Raw genomic sequence first — 13,598 nt, 5'->3', positions numbered from 1 at the left:
GACGCGCCGGCGCGCTCGCCATTACGCTTGCGCGCTGATGGTTCCCGGGAACGGGATCAAAAGGGAACGCAGGAGAGGCCACGCCTCGAATCTGCGGCTGCCCCCGCAACTGTGAGCGGCGAATCCGCACCACCCCATGCCACTGGGAAACCGGGAAGGCCGGTGCGAATCGCGACCCGCGAGCCAGGAGACCTGCCATCGACCCGAGGTCCAAGCAGCCGCACCGGGCGGGGTGTCCCGATGCGCCAGCACCGCCTTTGGCGGTCGCCCCGTTGCATGGACGGCCCGACCTCAGGACCCTTCAGATGTCCGATCTTTCCGCCCTCGCTTCCACGCCGGAAGCGTCGTGCCGTTGCGCGGCCAGTCCGCACGGCGTGTCCGCACGCGTGTGCCGTGCCAAGTCGTCCGGCACGTGTCATGACGACACGCGTGAATGCCGCCCATACTGCCCGGTCTCGCGATAGACCGACGATAACCAGGCGGTACTCGCCGCCCCCCGCTTACGCTCGCCGTACCTGCAACACGATCACGCTCGCTGCCTCATGAATCTTCGCCACCTTCTCGCCACGTCCGCCGCCACGGCGCTGCTCTCCCCGATCGCCCACGCCGCCGGCGACATGCCGCCCGCGCAGCCGCCCCAACCCGCCGAAGGCGCCGACCTGCCGACGATCAGCGTGACCGACACGCGGCATCTGCCCGAGTCGTTCGACCAGCGCTATGCGACGACGCAGGTGCTCACGCGCGCCGATCTCGACCGGCTGTCGCCGAGCGACCCGAGCATCACGCAGGCGCTCGCGACGCTGCCGGGCGTGACCGTCTCGCAGAACGGCGGCCCGGGCTCGTCGGCGTCGGTCAGCATCCGCGGCTCGTCGGCCAGCCAGGTCGCGGTGTTCATCGACGGCATCCGGATCGGCTCGCCGACCACCGGCATCGCGCCGTGGGCCGACCTGCCGACCGAAGCGTTCGAGCGCGTCGAGGTGATCTCGGGGCCGGCCGCCGCGTCGTTCGGCGCGAACGCGATGGGAGGCGTCGTGCAGCTGTTCACGCGCCGCGCCGCCGGCCAGCCGAACCAGACCACCGTGTCGTTCGGCGGCGGCTCGAACAAGACCTTCGACACGCAGTTGCGCACGTCGGGCACCGTGCCGTCGACGGGGCCGCTCGCCGCGCTGGGTGGCCTCACCTACACGCTCGGCCTGCACGACTACAACACGGCGGGCATCGACGCAACGCGGCCCGTGTTGCCCTACCACGAAGACGGCCGCAATCCGTATCACGCGCAGGACCGCGATGCGCGCCTCGGCTATGCGCGCGACAACTGGTCGATCTCGACGTTCGCGCTGTACCACCGCTCCGACCTGTCCTATGACAACTCCGGCTTTGCGAACCGCGAGCTCGATCATCAGCTGACGACCGGCCTCGCGTTCCATCTCGACGTCACGCCCGACACGCAGTTCGACCAGTCGTTCGGTTATGCGAACGATCGCCAGTTCCTGTACGCGAGCGACCCGGCCATCCCGACCGATCAGATCAACTCGCAGCGCATCAGCTCGTCGACGTCGCTGACCCATCAGGCGCACGGCTTCCACCTGTTCGGCCTGCCGCTGTCGGGCGAGACGAAGGTGGCGTACGACTTCACGCGCGAACAGGCGTTCCTGCCGGTCGACGTGCCGGACGGCGTGCCGACGCGCAACGATTCCGCGTTCTCGCTGCATCAGTCGGCGACGCTCGGCAGCGTGACGATGTTCGTCGCGGGCCGCCACGAGATCATCGCCGGGAAGGCCGTGAACACCGGCAACGCCGCGCTGTCGTGGGCCATTACGCCGGTCTATACGGCGCGCGTTTCGTACGGCAATGCGTTCCGCCTGCCGTCGTTCAACGACCTGTACTACCCGGGCTACGGCAATCCGGACCTGAGCCCGGAACGCAGCGATTCGGTCGAGGCCGCGCTCGACGCGAACACCGCATACGGCACGTTCAGCGCCGCGATCTACGACACGCGCGTCAGCAACCTGATCGCGTACAACCCCGCGACGTTCTCGCCGGTCAACATCGGCCGTGCGCATATCCGCGGCATCGACCTGTCGTACAAGGGCACGATCGGCCGCTATACGCCGGTCAGCGTCGCGATCGGGATCCTGAATCCGCAGGACGAGACCAACGACAGCTGGCTCAACCGCCGGCCGCGCCAGACCGTCAGCGTGAACGTCGACCACACGTGGGACGAATTCCATCTGCACGCACTGAGCACGGGCGCGTCGCTGAGCTACGGCGGCACGACGTTCGACGACCCGGCCAACAGGACGTACCTGCCGTCGTACCTGAGCGTGAACCTGCGCGCGTCGTACAGGATCAACGCGCACCTGACGGTGTCCGCCACGCTGTCGAACCTGTTCGACCGTCAGTACATGACCGCGTACGGCTACAACACGCTCGGCCGCACGGCGTTCGGCAAGGTCAGCTATACGTTCTGAGCGAGGTGGCCGGTGCATCGGCGCCCAGGTTCGCGGGTGTCGATGCCGACGGGTGTACGGGTGCCGGATCTCGTCGGCCGCGATCGCGCGATCGCGTTCGCTCGCACCGCGCTACGCGTCAGGCCCCTACGACGCCCCGCACGCCCGCGATCAACTGGATCGCGCCGAACGCCGCGATCACGACGGCCGACATGCGCGACAGCCGGTGCATGAACGTCAGCGACATCTTCGTGCGCAACGCGGCGGTCGCGCCGCTCAGGCACAGCCACCACGTCGCGGAACCCAGGAACACGCCGGCGACCATCAGCGCCACGGTCGCCCCCATCGCGCCTTCGTGCGTGCCCGCCAGCGGGCCGAGCGCCGCGAAGATCCCGACGAACGACAGGATCGTCATCGGGTTCGACAGCGTGAGGCCGAAGGTCGTCAGGAAATCGCGCAGCACGGTCGTGCGCGGCACGTCTCGCACCGCCGCCGATGCGGTCGACGCAGCCGGCGCCTGCCGCGCGATCGACCACGCCAGCCACACGAGGAACGCGCCGCCGCCGATTTTCAGCGCGACGGTCAGCATCGGGAACGCGATGACGATGCCGGCGACGCCCAGCGCGCCGAGCAGCCCGTAGATCGCATCGGCGCACGCGGCGCCGATACCCGTCGCGAACCCCGCGTGAAAGCCGCGGCTCAGGCTGCGCTGGATGCACAGCATGCCGATCGGGCCGACCGGCACCGCGATCGACAATCCCATTACGACGGACTTGATGAACAGCATGGCCGGTTCCTCGCGACATGCAATGTGTTGAACCGTCATCGTAGGGAAACTCCGGTCGCCGCTGAAGGCGGTTTTTAAGGAAAAATAGCCGCTTCACCTTAAAAACTCCGCCGCGATGGACGAACTCGATTGGAAAATACTCGCGCTGCTGCAGGCCAACGGCCGCATCAGCTACACGGAGCTGGCACGCCAGGTTCACCTGTCGGTGCCGGCGGTCACGGAACGCGTGAAGCGCCTCGAATCGGCCGGCGTGATCGACGGCTACACGGCGCGGGTCAATCCGGCCGCGGCCGGCTACCCGGTGAGCGCGCTGATCGGCATCACGGTGCCGCAGCCGGCGAAGGCGAAATTCCTGAAGCTGCTGGAGACCATTCCCGAAGTGGTCGAGTGCCATCACGTGACCGGCGCGGATTCCTACGTGATGCGGTTCGTCGCCGTCAGCATGGCGCATCTCGAACAGCTGATCGAGCGCATCAACCTGTATGGCGAAACGCGCACGTCGATCGTGATGTCGACGCCGTTGCCGGCGCGCGGGCTCGCGCGTCCGGCCGCGGCGGTCAAAGGCGTTCGGGGGTGACAGGATGCCCCGCGCTGCGCGATGCTGTGCCATGCGCCGCTTGCGCGAACCGGACAACCTGCCATGCCAGTCATCGGATTCGATCATTACAACCTCCGCGCGGATCGGGCCACGCTCGATACGCTGCGCGACTTCTACATGAACGTCGTGGGCCTCGAACCCGGGTATCGACCGCCGTTCCAGAGCAGCGGCTACTGGCTCTACGCGGGGGCGCAGGCGATCCTCCACCTGTCGGAAGCGCGGCCCGGCGAGGCGCGGCCGGCGCATGTCGTCAATACGTTCGACCATGTGGCGTTTTCGTGCGCGAATGCCGACGACATGGAGCGGCGTCTTGCCGACGCGCAGGTTCGGTACGCGCGCCGGTACGTGCCGGTCACGAGCCAGCTGCAGATCTTTTTCACCGATCCGGCCGGGAATGGCGTCGAGTTGAATTTTGCGGAAGCCGGCGGAGATTCCGGTGACAAACGGTATTAGTGCTCAGCACATCGATCGACGCTGCGGCTTTCCTGAACATCGTCACGCATGCGGTTTCCGCGTACCTCGCGGCGGAAACTGGCGCTTTCGCGACCATTCCATCGACGTCAGACACATCGGCCCTTACTTGAGATGAATCGATCCAACGCGAAACTGATCACCCTCGTTCTGCGATTTCTATTCGCAAGCCTCTACTTGCCGGCCGCCAATTCGCAAGCCAGCCCTTTTACAGTCCAGAGCAGCCAGTTGAGTGCCTCCATGTCCGACCTGCCCCGTTACGAGAAACTGCCGTTATTCAGCCCTCATCGCAAATCCTTCGCGTGCGTGTATCAGGCCCAACACGTACCGCCTGTCGACCCCCAGGCTGAATTGTGGTTTCAGCAGGCGCTGGCGCTTGATAATCCGAACATTGACTACGATAAGCGCGATTACCCGAAGATTTACCAACTCTACTCGCAGGCTGCCGAGCGCAATCACTGGAAGGCCATGCTGAATATCGCCTCACTGATATTGAGCGATCGTCAGGGCGTACCAACCCATGATCCCGAAACGGCTATCCGCTGGGTAGAAAAAGCGATGAAACTGGGCGTGCCTGACGCCTACGACATGATGGGGATCTACCATCAGAACGGGCTGATTAAAGGTGGTGATGCCACCAGTGCCTATGCCTTCTTCCAGCGCGCTGCCGATATGGGTAGTCCATCCGCGCAAACTTTCATTGGAACAAAGACAGATGCTGCACATGACGATCCAGGCGGCGAATTCTGGGCAAATTTGCCGGTTGCGACACAAATGCTGGAATGTGCCTTCGCACAGGGATATGGAGATGCGGCAGATGAATTAGGGCTTGTCTACGCGAGAGATAACACCGCCGAAGGTAAGGCACGCGCCCTAAAAATTTTGCACGAGGGTGTAAAGCTCGGAAGTGCCAAATGCGCACATAGCCTCGCACCGGAGTTCCGAGGCCTAGACCTTACCGATGGAACCAATCTGGTCGGGCATATCGACAAAGCACGTGCGGAACGTTACAGCAAGCTCGGGGATGCGCTCGAGTTCTATCAGGGTCGCCTGAAGCTGCCGAATCTCGACAAGGTGCTCCCGCTGCCACCCGCCCCGTTGCCGAAATGGGATGGTAAAGCACAGACGCTGATCGACGGCGCAAAGGCCGTGACACCGCCCCCCAAGCCGCAGAAGAGTGTGGCGCAGCAAGTCCGGGAATTCATTCCGGACGGGTATGCCGTGGCGGCACGAGAACATAGCACGATGGTTGTCACAGGCGACAATCCAGTACCACGCGATGGCTATTGGCTCGCGCTGTATGGCCCACCCTCTGCCTCCAAAGCCGAGCTGATCCCCGTCCGCCGTAACATTGCGGAGCGCTATCAAATCGGGGCACGCTTCGGCACACCGTCATTCGACTGGCTGGCCGCTGAGCAGGTGCAGTGGCACGACCTTGGCGAAGCCTATGCCCTGCCCCCGCAACGCCATGATTGACAGGACTACCGTTCCCCGGAATGCTCGCCGGACGCGCCCCCTCACGCGCCGTACCTGCGATCGTTCCCGGGCACGATGTGCCGCATGCAGATCGAAGCGTTCGGGTTTGGCCCGTCTCGCCTGCCATCACGCGCGGCAAACTTCACCGCTGCTTCTCGAGCTTCACGATCGTCAGCGCACCGTTCACGCGCTCGACCCGGACCTTGACCTTGTCGCCCACGTGCAGCGACGCGATCATCGCCGGGTCGCCGGCCTTGAATGCCATCGTCATCGGCGCCATCCCGACGTTCTGGAGCGCGCCGTGCTTCAGCGTCACCACGCCGTGCTCGGCATCGATCCGTTTCACTTCGGCGTCGGTCAGCGCGGCATCCGGCGCCGACGTCTTCGAGTCGCCCATGTCCATGTTCATGTCGGACATGCTGCCGGCTGAATACGCCGGTGTCGCGACGACGTTCATCGCGCAGAGGACGGCGACGGCAATATTTCCAATCTTCATCAACCGACTCCCGGCTGCAGCGGGTAACGCATGGAACGCACCCGCTACACCAGCAACGTCGCGACCGCCCACCCGATCAGCACGACACCCAGCGCGCGGCCGACCCGCTCGCCGCCCGGCAGCACCTTTTCGACCAGCACGAACAGCGACAACGCGACGATCCACACGACGTTCATCACGCCGCCGACGAACAGCAGCGCCATCAGCAGCCAGCAGCAGCCCACGCAATACGCGCCGTGGCGCGCGCCGAGCAGGAAGCTGCCCGTGATTCCCGGGCGCCAGTATGTCGCGAGAAACCGCACCGGCGACCGGCATTGCCGCAGGCATGCCTGTTTCAGCGGCGAGAACTGATAGACGCCGGCCAGCGCGAGGACGATCGCGGACAGCACGGCGCTCTTCGACCACAGCATCATCCCGGAGATCAGGCCGGCAGGCTGCAGCAGCAACTGCAGCACGGCCGCACAGACCGAGAACGCGAGCCATACGGCCAGATAGCCGGCCAACAGGCACGTCGACGTGAATGCCGACCCGGCATCGCCCCGATCGTGATGCCGCAGCACGCGCCGGTACAGCAGCACGACCGGCGCCGCGCCGGGCGTCATCATCGCGATCATCATCACCCACCACATCAAGATCACGGTCGCCAGCGACGGATCCATGGCGCCCATGCCGTCGGCCAGCCGATGCGGGAACAGCGCGACCGCCGTCATGTCCAGCGCCGACATGCCGGTGCCGGCCCCCGTCCACAGGTAGGCCCAGCACGCGCCGACGAGCGCGGTCATGCCGAGCAGCGTGACGACGCGCTCGCGTCCGAGAAGCTCGCCGACGGGGATCATGCCGCGACGCGATGCCGGATCAGCCCGTGGTTGTTCAGGTGCAGCCGTGCGAACTGCGCGTAGCTCCGCTCGAGATCCAGCTGGATGTGGCCGTGCGACCGGCCGGTGCCGGATCCGATCTCGGCCAGCTCGTATTCGAAGCCGTGCGGCAGGTCGATCCGCACGCGATGTTCGGCGCCCGTCACCGGATTGCGGATCGGCTCGCCGACGATGTCGAGCACGCCGTCGATGCTGATCCGGCCGCGCCGCGCATCCACGTCGACGTCGAAATCGATCTTCGCGAAGATCGGCTCGTAGGCCTGCTCGAGCGTCGATGCGAACACGGAAAACATCGTCGCGAACGGATCGGTATCCTGACCGGTCATGATCTTCAGCACGGCTTCGCACTGCGCGGGACTCGCACGTTCGTCGACGATCGGCTGGCACCGGCCGTGGCCTTCGTGAATCGGTCCGGGCCACTGGAACACGACCGCGATCCGGACGCCGTCGAGCACCACGTCGCCGTAGTGGCCGCTGTCGATCGAAATCGCACCCATCGCTTCGCAGTTGCCGTGCGTCGGCAACGAATTGAACTGGCAGGGGCAACCGTATGAGCAATTGCAGTTCATCAGTTCGGTTCCCTGGATCTCCCACGGCGTCATGGCTTCACCTCGCGCAGTCGCTGGCACGTAATGTTTCGAATCTAGTGCAGCGGACAGGGGAAATCAAAGTGCGCGCGGGTGCCTCGTGCGTCGAAAAAAACCAGGCGCCGCGCGACGCGCAACGATGCCGGCCCGACGCATTCGACCTCGTCGTGCAGCCTCGCCGATGCAGGCGTTTCGATGCGCAACGGCGCGCTCGGACGAGCGTGTTCGAGCCATGTCGGACAAAAGCCGACGGCACGCACACAGCATCACGAATGCGGGCATCCCGCATCGGTCCTGGTTCATACTGTCTCGCAATCGACGATTCACCCCGACCGTCGCCGTCGCCCCGGATCGCTGTCATGCGCGTTCAAAGTGCGTTGCTGTTTCTCGTCGGCACCCTGCTCACCGCCGGCGGCTACGGTGCAACCTTCCTGCTGTCGATGCGCTTTCGCGCGATCGGCGGCAGCGATCTCGATACCGGCGCGGCACTGGCCGCGGCGACGGTCGGCACGTTCGCCGGCTTGTCGTTCGTCGGCTGGTTCTCGCAGCAGATCGGCACCGCGCGGATCGCCGCGCTGTCGTCACTGTGCATCGGCGCCGGCATCGTCGGCTTCGCGCTCGTCGGGCGCGCGGCCTATGCGGACCTGCCGTCCGGCTTCCTGGTCGGCTTCGGCTGGGGCGCGTTTCACCTGGCCGCGCCGATGTCGCTGGCCGAGCGTACCAGCGGTGCGGAGCGCGGCACCTGGTTCTTTCGATCGGCGACGTTCCAGATGACCGGAATCGGCGCATCCCCGGCGTTTGCCGCCTATGCGATGCGCATGCTCCACTGGTCGATCGACGACACGCTTTACGCGGTCGGCGGGCTGTGCGCGCTCGCGTCGCTGATGCTGGAAGCATTCGGCCGCCTGAGCCCGCGTCCGTCCGCCCCCATCGCCGGCGGCCGGTGGGTGCGCGAGCTGCGCACGATCTCGCGTACGCGGGCGGCCGCGCCGATCGCGATGATCGCGCTCGGCACCTGCGTGTTCTCCGGCCTGATGACGTTCCAGATGTCGCTCATGCAGGGCACGCAGGCGCGGCCCGGCACATTCTTCAGCGTTTATACGATGACGGTGGTGAGCGCGCGCTGGCTGCTCGGGAGATGGGTCAGGATGGCGCGCCCCGAAACGGCGACCAAGGGCCTGCTCATGTTGATGCTGCTCGGCGCGCTCGCGATGTTCGGCGCTGCCGCGCACGCATCGCTGCAGTCCGTCGCGGCCGTCCTGCTGGGCGCCGGCTACGGCCTCATGTATCCGGTGATCCAGGCACAGGCGGTCAACGACTGCCCGGACGCGCAACGGCATGGCGTGCTGACCTGGTTCGTCGCGTCGTATTTCATCGGCGCGTTCGGGTTTCCATCGATCGGCGGCTGGGTGATGGTGCATGCCGGCAAGGGCGCGTTGCTGATGCTCATCGCCAGCTGCGGGCTGGCGGCGCTGTCGCTCGCGATCCTGCGCGACCGGCCGGAGCCGGTGCGCACGCAATGACGCAGTGGCGGGACGAACCGCCGCGCAGCCTGCCGGTCAGAACCGCCCGACGTCGACCACCGCCTGGGCGAATGCCTGCGGCGCCTCCTGCGGCAGATTGTGGCCGATACCGCCGGTGATCGTGCGATGCTCGTACTTGCCGGTGAACTTCGCCCGATAGACGGCCGGCGGCACGTGAAACGCCCCGTTCGCGTCGCCTTCCATCGTGATGCTCGGAACCGTGATCGGCGGCGCGGATGCAAGCCGCTGCTCGTATTCGTCGTACTTCGCCTCGCCCACCGCAAGCCCCTGCCGCCACCGGTAATTGTGGATCGTAATGGCGACGTGATCCGGGTTTCGGAAAGCCGGCGCGCTTCGCGCGAAGGTCGCGTCGTCGAAGTTCCATTTCGGCGACGCCTGCTTCCAGATGAACTTGACGAAATCTTCGGTGTACTTCTCGTAGCCGTCGCGGCCGCGGTCGGTCGCGAAATAGAACTGATACCACCACTGGAACTCGCCGGCGGGCGGCAGCGGCATTTTTCCCGCGCTCTGACTGCCGATCAGATAGCCGCTCACCGATACCAGCCCCTTGCAACGCTCCGGCCACAGCACGGCAATGATATCGGCGGTCCGCGCGCCCCAGTCGAATGCACCGAACAGGGCCGTCCGGATGTCCAGCGCATCCATCAGCGCGATGATGTCGAGTGCAACGGCCGTCGGCTGCGCGTTACGCATCGTCTGGTCCGACAGGAAGGCGGTCGAGCCGTAGCCCCGCAGGTACGGGACGATCACCCGATACCCCTGCGCGCCAAGCGCCGGGGCGACGTCGACGAAGCTGTGGATGTCGTATGGCCAGCCGTGCAGCAGCATGACCGGCGGGCCATCGGCCGGGCCCGCTTCCGCATAGCCGACATTGAGCAACCCGGCCTTGATCTGCTTGATCGTCGTGAACGACGGATGGCTTCCAGGCTTGATCGGTGGAAGCTGCGGGGTTGCCGACGGCGCATTTTGTGCGTGAGCGGATTGCAGCATCTCGAGCTGCGCTGCAACAAGCGCACCGGCTGCCATGCGCGCAAAGCCACGCCGGCGCGGGTCGATTTCTTCTGGCATTTTTATCTCCCGTTTCAGTGGGACTGACCGACAAACCGACAAACAGGCGCTACCGGAAAATGTTAGTCGATAGGAAACGGCTTGCAAGGCGGATTGAAAGACGGCAATAGGACGCATTGCCTGAATCCGTCTGTATGCGCCTGGGTCGCGCGTGCCGCCATCGGCTGGTCGGCTGAGTCTCCGCACTCGCAGCGTCGAATGGTGTCACGCCTGCGCAAATCGTCATCGCGTGAACGTGGAGCCGCAACATGGTGCCCATTCCGGGTACCCGGCGTATCGCATATCTTGAGGAACACGTTGTCGCATCGGACATCGATCTCTCGCCCGGCGAACTGGCAGCGCTGGACGAGCCCGCACCGGTCGGTGCGGCGACAGGCGAACGCTATTCGACGCGAATGATGGCAGCCGTCGGGCATTGACGGCGGAAAACGCGTCGCCGCACGCGGCGCATCCGCAGCCCTCGGCGGTGTCCTCCTGACGTCAACCCGCTTTCTTCGATGACCGCGCGACCGCGAACCACGCCATCATCGCGCCCGCGACCCACGCGCAGGTCAGCAGCAGGTCGAAGTCCATCATGCCTTCGAAATTTTCACTGTTCTCGAAGCTGCAATGCCGGCTGCCGCGAAATTCGATGCAACCGCTGGCGACCCACTGAACGTGCATGAATATGTGATAGACGGCGAAGGCCGAAGCGATAATGGCGACGCGCAGGCGTAGGGTCGTTTTCATTCGGCGCCGAAGGCGGTGGGATGGTGTGACGCCGATCTTAAGACAACGGCGCCGCATCAGGCAATCGATCCCGCGCGAACGTCGCGACCGGCATGCACGACGGCGAATCGCCATCCGCACAAACCCCGATAAAACCGTGGCATCGCGCTTTCGGCGCGCACGGATTTGCGGTATTCACGCTGATGCACGATGATCTTGCCGCCGGCAAGCCTCCGCCGCCCGAACGACAACGCGCATCGCTTACGCGTCGTCGATCTGCCGGAGCGTCCTCAGGCAATCCACCGCCAGCTGCTGATAGATCCGCGTGCCGTTCGCCTTCGCGTCGATCTCCGCGTCGCTCAGCCGCCGGACCACACGACCCGGCACGCCCGCGAGCAGCACGCCGCGCGGCACGTCGTAACCGGCCTTCACGAACGCGCAGGCCGCGACGATCGTGGTCGCGCCGATCGTCGCGCCGTCCATCACGACCGCGTTCATCCCGATCATCGTGTCCGGCTCGAGCGTCGCGCCGTGCACGATCGCGCCGTGGCCGATGTGGCTGTTCGCGCCGAGCCGGCACGTCTCGCGGATGCCGACGTGCAGTACGCAGCCGTCCTGCACGTTGCTGCCGTCGCCGACGACGATCGCGCCGAAGTCGCCGCGCAGGCTCGCATGCGGGCCGATGTAGCAGCCCGCGCCGATCGTCACGTCGCCGATCACGACCGCGCTCGGATGAACGTACGCGGACGGATCGACGCGCGGGCGCATGCCGTTGAATTCGAACAGCGGCATCGCTCAAAGCACCGCGGCCGCTTCGGGCACGAGCGTGAACAGATCGCCGACGAGTCCGTAATCGGCCACACCGAAGATCGGCGCTTCCGGATCCTTGTTGATCGCGACGATCACCTTCGAATCCTTCATGCCGGCCAGATGCTGGATCGCGCCGGAAATACCGACGGCGATGTACAGCTGCGGCGCGACGATCTTGCCGGTCTGGCCGACCTGGTAGTCGTTCGGCACGTAGCCGGCGTCCACTGCCGCGCGCGACGCGCCGAGTGCGGCGCCCAGCTTGTCGGCCAGCGGCTCGAGAACCTTCGTGTAGTTCTCGCCGCTGCCCAGGCCGCGGCCGCCCGACACGACGATGTTCGCGCTGGTGAGTTCGGGGCGATCGAGTTTCGTCACCTCCCGGCCGATGAACTGCGACACACCCGCGTCTGCTGCCGCTTCGATCTTCTCGACCGCTGCGCTGCCGCCTTCGGCCGCCACCGGATCGAAGCCCGTCGTCCGCACCGTGATCACCTTGATCGGGTCGCCCGACTGCACCGTCGCGATCGCGTTGCCCGCATAGATCGGACGCTCGAACGTGTCGGCCGATACAACCGCCGTGATGTCGGATATCTGCGCAACGTCCAGCTTCGCGGCGATGCGCGGCGCGATGTTCTTGCCGTAGGCGGTGGCCGGCGCGAGGATGTGCGAGTAGTTCGACGCGACGGTCAGCACCGTCGCTTCGACGTTCTCGGCGAGACCGTCCGCGAGTTGCGGCGCGTCGGCGAGCAGCACTTTCGAAACGCCTGCGATTTTTGCTGCCGCATCGGCCGCCGCTTGCGCGTGGTGGCCTGCAACCAGCACGTGAATGTCGCCGCCAATGTCCTGCGCGGCCGCCACCGCATTCAACGTCGCTGCCTTGATCGGCGACGCGCCGCCAGCCGATGCCGCATCGTGCTCGGCGATTACCAGAATCGTCATGTCCGTCCGCTCCCTGTTACAGCACCTTGGCTTCGGTCTTCAGCTTGTCGACCAGCGTCTGCACGTCCGGCACCTTCACGCCGGCCGCACGCTTCGGTGGCTCGGCCACCTTCAGCGTCTTCAGACGCGGCGTGACATCCACGCCGAGGTCTTCCGGCTTCACCGTTTCCAGCGGCTTCTTCTTCGCCTTCATGATGTTCGGCAGCGTCACGTAGCGCGGCTCGTTCAGGCGCAGGTCCGTGGTAACAACTGCAGGCAGTTGAAGCGACAGCGTTTCCGCGCCGCCGTCGACTTCACGTGCCACGGTTGCCTTACCGCCGGCGATCGTCACCTTCGACGCGAACGTCGCTTGCGGCAGGCCTGCCAGCGCGGCCAGCATCTGGCCCGTCTGGTTCGAATCGTCGTCGATCGCCTGCTTGCCGAGGATCACCAGTTGCGGCTGTTCCTTGTCGACCAGCGCCTTCAGGATCTTCGCGACACCGAGCGGCTCGACCGCGTCGCCAGCTTCGACGAGGATCGCGCGATCCGCGCCGATCGCGAGCGCCGTGCGCAGCGTTTCCTGCGCCTGCGCGACACCGACCGACACGGCCACCACCTCTGTCACGACGCCGGCCTCCTTCAGCCGCACGGCCTCTTCCACCGCGATTTCGTCGAACGGGTTCATCGACATCTTCACGTTCGCGATGTCGACGCCGGTGCGGTCGGACTTCACGCCGACCTTCACGTTCGCGTCGACCACGCGCTTCACTGCCACGAGCGCTTTCAACTGCCTGCCTCCTCTCTTGTTTCGAC

At 65.6% G+C, this 13,598-nt stretch carries 15 protein-coding genes and 1 riboswitch; of the genes, 6 read left to right on the top strand and 9 right to left on the bottom strand.

What is annotated here, in order from left to right; genetic code table 11:
* The first annotated feature begins 21 nt into the window (after positions 1-21).
* Positions 22-215, top strand: a riboswitch (cobalamin riboswitch).
* Between the two features lie 327 nt (positions 216-542).
* Positions 543-2,471, top strand: coding sequence for a TonB-dependent receptor domain-containing protein (locus U5A56_RS04035; RefSeq protein ID WP_321920990.1), 1,929 nt, complete (start codon positions 543-545; stop codon positions 2,469-2,471).
* 118 nt (positions 2,472-2,589) lie between these two features.
* On the opposite strand, the gene U5A56_RS04030 is transcribed toward U5A56_RS04035, so the two are convergent.
* Positions 2,590-3,237 (bottom strand): LysE family translocator, encoded by a 648-nt coding sequence (locus U5A56_RS04030; RefSeq protein ID WP_321920989.1) that lies wholly within the window; start codon positions 3,235-3,237, stop codon positions 2,590-2,592.
* 115 nt (positions 3,238-3,352) lie between these two features.
* Between U5A56_RS04030 and U5A56_RS04025 the strand changes: the two genes are divergently transcribed.
* The 3 genes from U5A56_RS04025 (at position 3,353) to U5A56_RS04015 (ending at position 5,782) form a co-directional block, all read left to right on the top strand.
* The gene (locus U5A56_RS04025; RefSeq protein ID WP_044844621.1) at positions 3,353-3,814 is read left to right on the top strand and encodes an Lrp/AsnC family transcriptional regulator; all 462 of its coding nucleotides are present in this window, start codon (positions 3,353-3,355) and stop codon (positions 3,812-3,814) included.
* A 63-nt stretch (positions 3,815-3,877) separates the two neighbouring features.
* On the top strand, positions 3,878-4,288 hold the full coding sequence (locus U5A56_RS04020) for a VOC family protein (protein ID WP_321920988.1): 411 nt from the start codon (positions 3,878-3,880) through the stop codon (positions 4,286-4,288).
* 258 nt (positions 4,289-4,546) lie between these two features.
* The gene (locus U5A56_RS04015; protein ID WP_321920987.1) at positions 4,547-5,782 is read left to right on the top strand and encodes a tetratricopeptide repeat protein; all 1,236 of its coding nucleotides are present in this window, start codon (positions 4,547-4,549) and stop codon (positions 5,780-5,782) included.
* Positions 5,783-5,924: 142 nt separating this feature from the next.
* Here the strand turns inward: U5A56_RS04015 and U5A56_RS04010 are convergent, their stop codons facing one another.
* Genes U5A56_RS04010 through U5A56_RS04000 form a run of 3 tightly spaced genes read right to left on the bottom strand, consistent with a single transcriptional unit; the run spans position 5,925 to position 7,755 of the window.
* Positions 5,925-6,278 (bottom strand): copper-binding protein, encoded by a 354-nt coding sequence (locus U5A56_RS04010; protein WP_321920986.1) that lies wholly within the window; start codon positions 6,276-6,278, stop codon positions 5,925-5,927.
* A gap of 44 nt (positions 6,279-6,322) precedes the next feature.
* Positions 6,323-7,114, bottom strand: a complete 792-nt coding sequence (locus U5A56_RS04005; protein WP_321920985.1) for a DUF2182 domain-containing protein — start codon at positions 7,112-7,114, stop codon at positions 6,323-6,325.
* The gene (locus U5A56_RS04000; protein WP_044844625.1) at positions 7,111-7,755 is read right to left on the bottom strand and encodes a DUF1326 domain-containing protein; all 645 of its coding nucleotides are present in this window, start codon (positions 7,753-7,755) and stop codon (positions 7,111-7,113) included. The genes U5A56_RS04005 and U5A56_RS04000 overlap by 4 nt, the downstream gene beginning before the upstream one ends.
* A 344-nt stretch (positions 7,756-8,099) precedes the next feature.
* Between U5A56_RS04000 and U5A56_RS03995 the strand changes: the two genes are divergently transcribed.
* Positions 8,100-9,263 (top strand): MFS transporter, encoded by a 1,164-nt coding sequence (locus U5A56_RS03995; RefSeq protein ID WP_321920984.1) that lies wholly within the window; start codon positions 8,100-8,102, stop codon positions 9,261-9,263.
* Between the two features lie 36 nt (positions 9,264-9,299).
* Here U5A56_RS03995 and U5A56_RS03990 read toward each other — a convergent pair whose 3' ends face one another.
* A complete protein-coding gene (locus U5A56_RS03990) occupies positions 9,300-10,352 on the bottom strand; it encodes an alpha/beta hydrolase (protein ID WP_321921393.1) in 1,053 nt (350 codons plus the stop codon).
* Positions 10,353-10,600: 248 nt separating this feature from the next.
* On the opposite strand from U5A56_RS03990, the gene U5A56_RS03985 reads away from it, so the two are divergent.
* The gene (locus U5A56_RS03985) at positions 10,601-10,771 is read left to right on the top strand and encodes a hypothetical protein (RefSeq protein ID WP_321920983.1); all 171 of its coding nucleotides are present in this window, start codon (positions 10,601-10,603) and stop codon (positions 10,769-10,771) included.
* A 61-nt stretch (positions 10,772-10,832) separates the two neighbouring features.
* Here the strand turns inward: U5A56_RS03985 and U5A56_RS03980 are convergent, their stop codons facing one another.
* The 4 genes from U5A56_RS03980 to U5A56_RS03965 all read right to left on the bottom strand — a co-directional run bounded on the left by U5A56_RS03980 (position 10,833) and on the right by U5A56_RS03965 (position 13,572).
* Positions 10,833-11,081 carry a hypothetical protein gene (locus U5A56_RS03980; protein ID WP_321920982.1) on the bottom strand — a complete coding sequence of 83 codons (249 nt, stop codon included), beginning with the start codon at positions 11,079-11,081 and terminating at the stop codon, positions 10,833-10,835.
* Between the two features lie 240 nt (positions 11,082-11,321).
* Positions 11,322-11,852, bottom strand: a complete 531-nt coding sequence (locus tag U5A56_RS03975) for a transferase hexapeptide repeat family protein (protein WP_321920981.1) — start codon at positions 11,850-11,852, stop codon at positions 11,322-11,324.
* Between the two features lie 3 nt (positions 11,853-11,855).
* Positions 11,856-12,806, bottom strand: a complete 951-nt coding sequence (locus U5A56_RS03970) for an electron transfer flavoprotein subunit alpha/FixB family protein (RefSeq protein WP_321920980.1) — start codon at positions 12,804-12,806, stop codon at positions 11,856-11,858.
* A gap of 16 nt (positions 12,807-12,822) precedes the next feature.
* Positions 12,823-13,572 carry an electron transfer flavoprotein subunit beta/FixA family protein gene (locus tag U5A56_RS03965; protein WP_321795746.1) on the bottom strand — a complete coding sequence of 250 codons (750 nt, stop codon included), beginning with the start codon at positions 13,570-13,572 and terminating at the stop codon, positions 12,823-12,825.
* Between the last annotated feature and the right edge of the window lie 26 nt (positions 13,573-13,598).

The sequence above is a fragment of the Burkholderia sp. BCC1998 genome (assembly GCF_905339875.1).
Taxonomy (GTDB): domain Bacteria; phylum Pseudomonadota; class Gammaproteobacteria; order Burkholderiales; family Burkholderiaceae; genus Burkholderia.
The sequence above is the reverse complement of the archived record's forward strand: the minus strand, read 5'-3'. Positions and strand labels throughout refer to the sequence as shown.

Coding starts and splice junctions, on each gene's coding strand:
- U5A56_RS04030 (WP_321920989.1), bottom strand. CDS start 3,237: ATGCTGTTCATCAAGTCCGTCGTAATGGGATTGTCGATCGCGGTGCCG.
- U5A56_RS03970 (WP_321920980.1), bottom strand. CDS start 12,806: ATGACGATTCTGGTAATCGCCGAGCACGATGCGGCATCGGCTGGCGGC.
- U5A56_RS03985 (WP_321920983.1), top strand. CDS start 10,601: ATGGTGCCCATTCCGGGTACCCGGCGTATCGCATATCTTGAGGAACAC.
- U5A56_RS04015 (WP_321920987.1), top strand. CDS start 4,547: ATGTCCGACCTGCCCCGTTACGAGAAACTGCCGTTATTCAGCCCTCAT.
- U5A56_RS04000 (WP_044844625.1), bottom strand. CDS start 7,755: ATGACGCCGTGGGAGATCCAGGGAACCGAACTGATGAACTGCAATTGC.
- U5A56_RS04010 (WP_321920986.1), bottom strand. CDS start 6,278: ATGAAGATTGGAAATATTGCCGTCGCCGTCCTCTGCGCGATGAACGTC.
- U5A56_RS04005 (WP_321920985.1), bottom strand. CDS start 7,114: ATGATCCCCGTCGGCGAGCTTCTCGGACGCGAGCGCGTCGTCACGCTG.
- U5A56_RS04020 (WP_321920988.1), top strand. CDS start 3,878: ATGCCAGTCATCGGATTCGATCATTACAACCTCCGCGCGGATCGGGCC.
- U5A56_RS03990 (WP_321921393.1), bottom strand. CDS start 10,352: ATGCCAGAAGAAATCGACCCGCGCCGGCGTGGCTTTGCGCGCATGGCA.
- U5A56_RS03980 (WP_321920982.1), bottom strand. CDS start 11,081: ATGAAAACGACCCTACGCCTGCGCGTCGCCATTATCGCTTCGGCCTTC.
- U5A56_RS03995 (WP_321920984.1), top strand. CDS start 8,100: ATGCGCGTTCAAAGTGCGTTGCTGTTTCTCGTCGGCACCCTGCTCACC.
- U5A56_RS03975 (WP_321920981.1), bottom strand. CDS start 11,852: ATGCCGCTGTTCGAATTCAACGGCATGCGCCCGCGCGTCGATCCGTCC.
- U5A56_RS04035 (WP_321920990.1), top strand. CDS start 543: ATGAATCTTCGCCACCTTCTCGCCACGTCCGCCGCCACGGCGCTGCTC.
- U5A56_RS04025 (WP_044844621.1), top strand. CDS start 3,353: ATGGACGAACTCGATTGGAAAATACTCGCGCTGCTGCAGGCCAACGGC.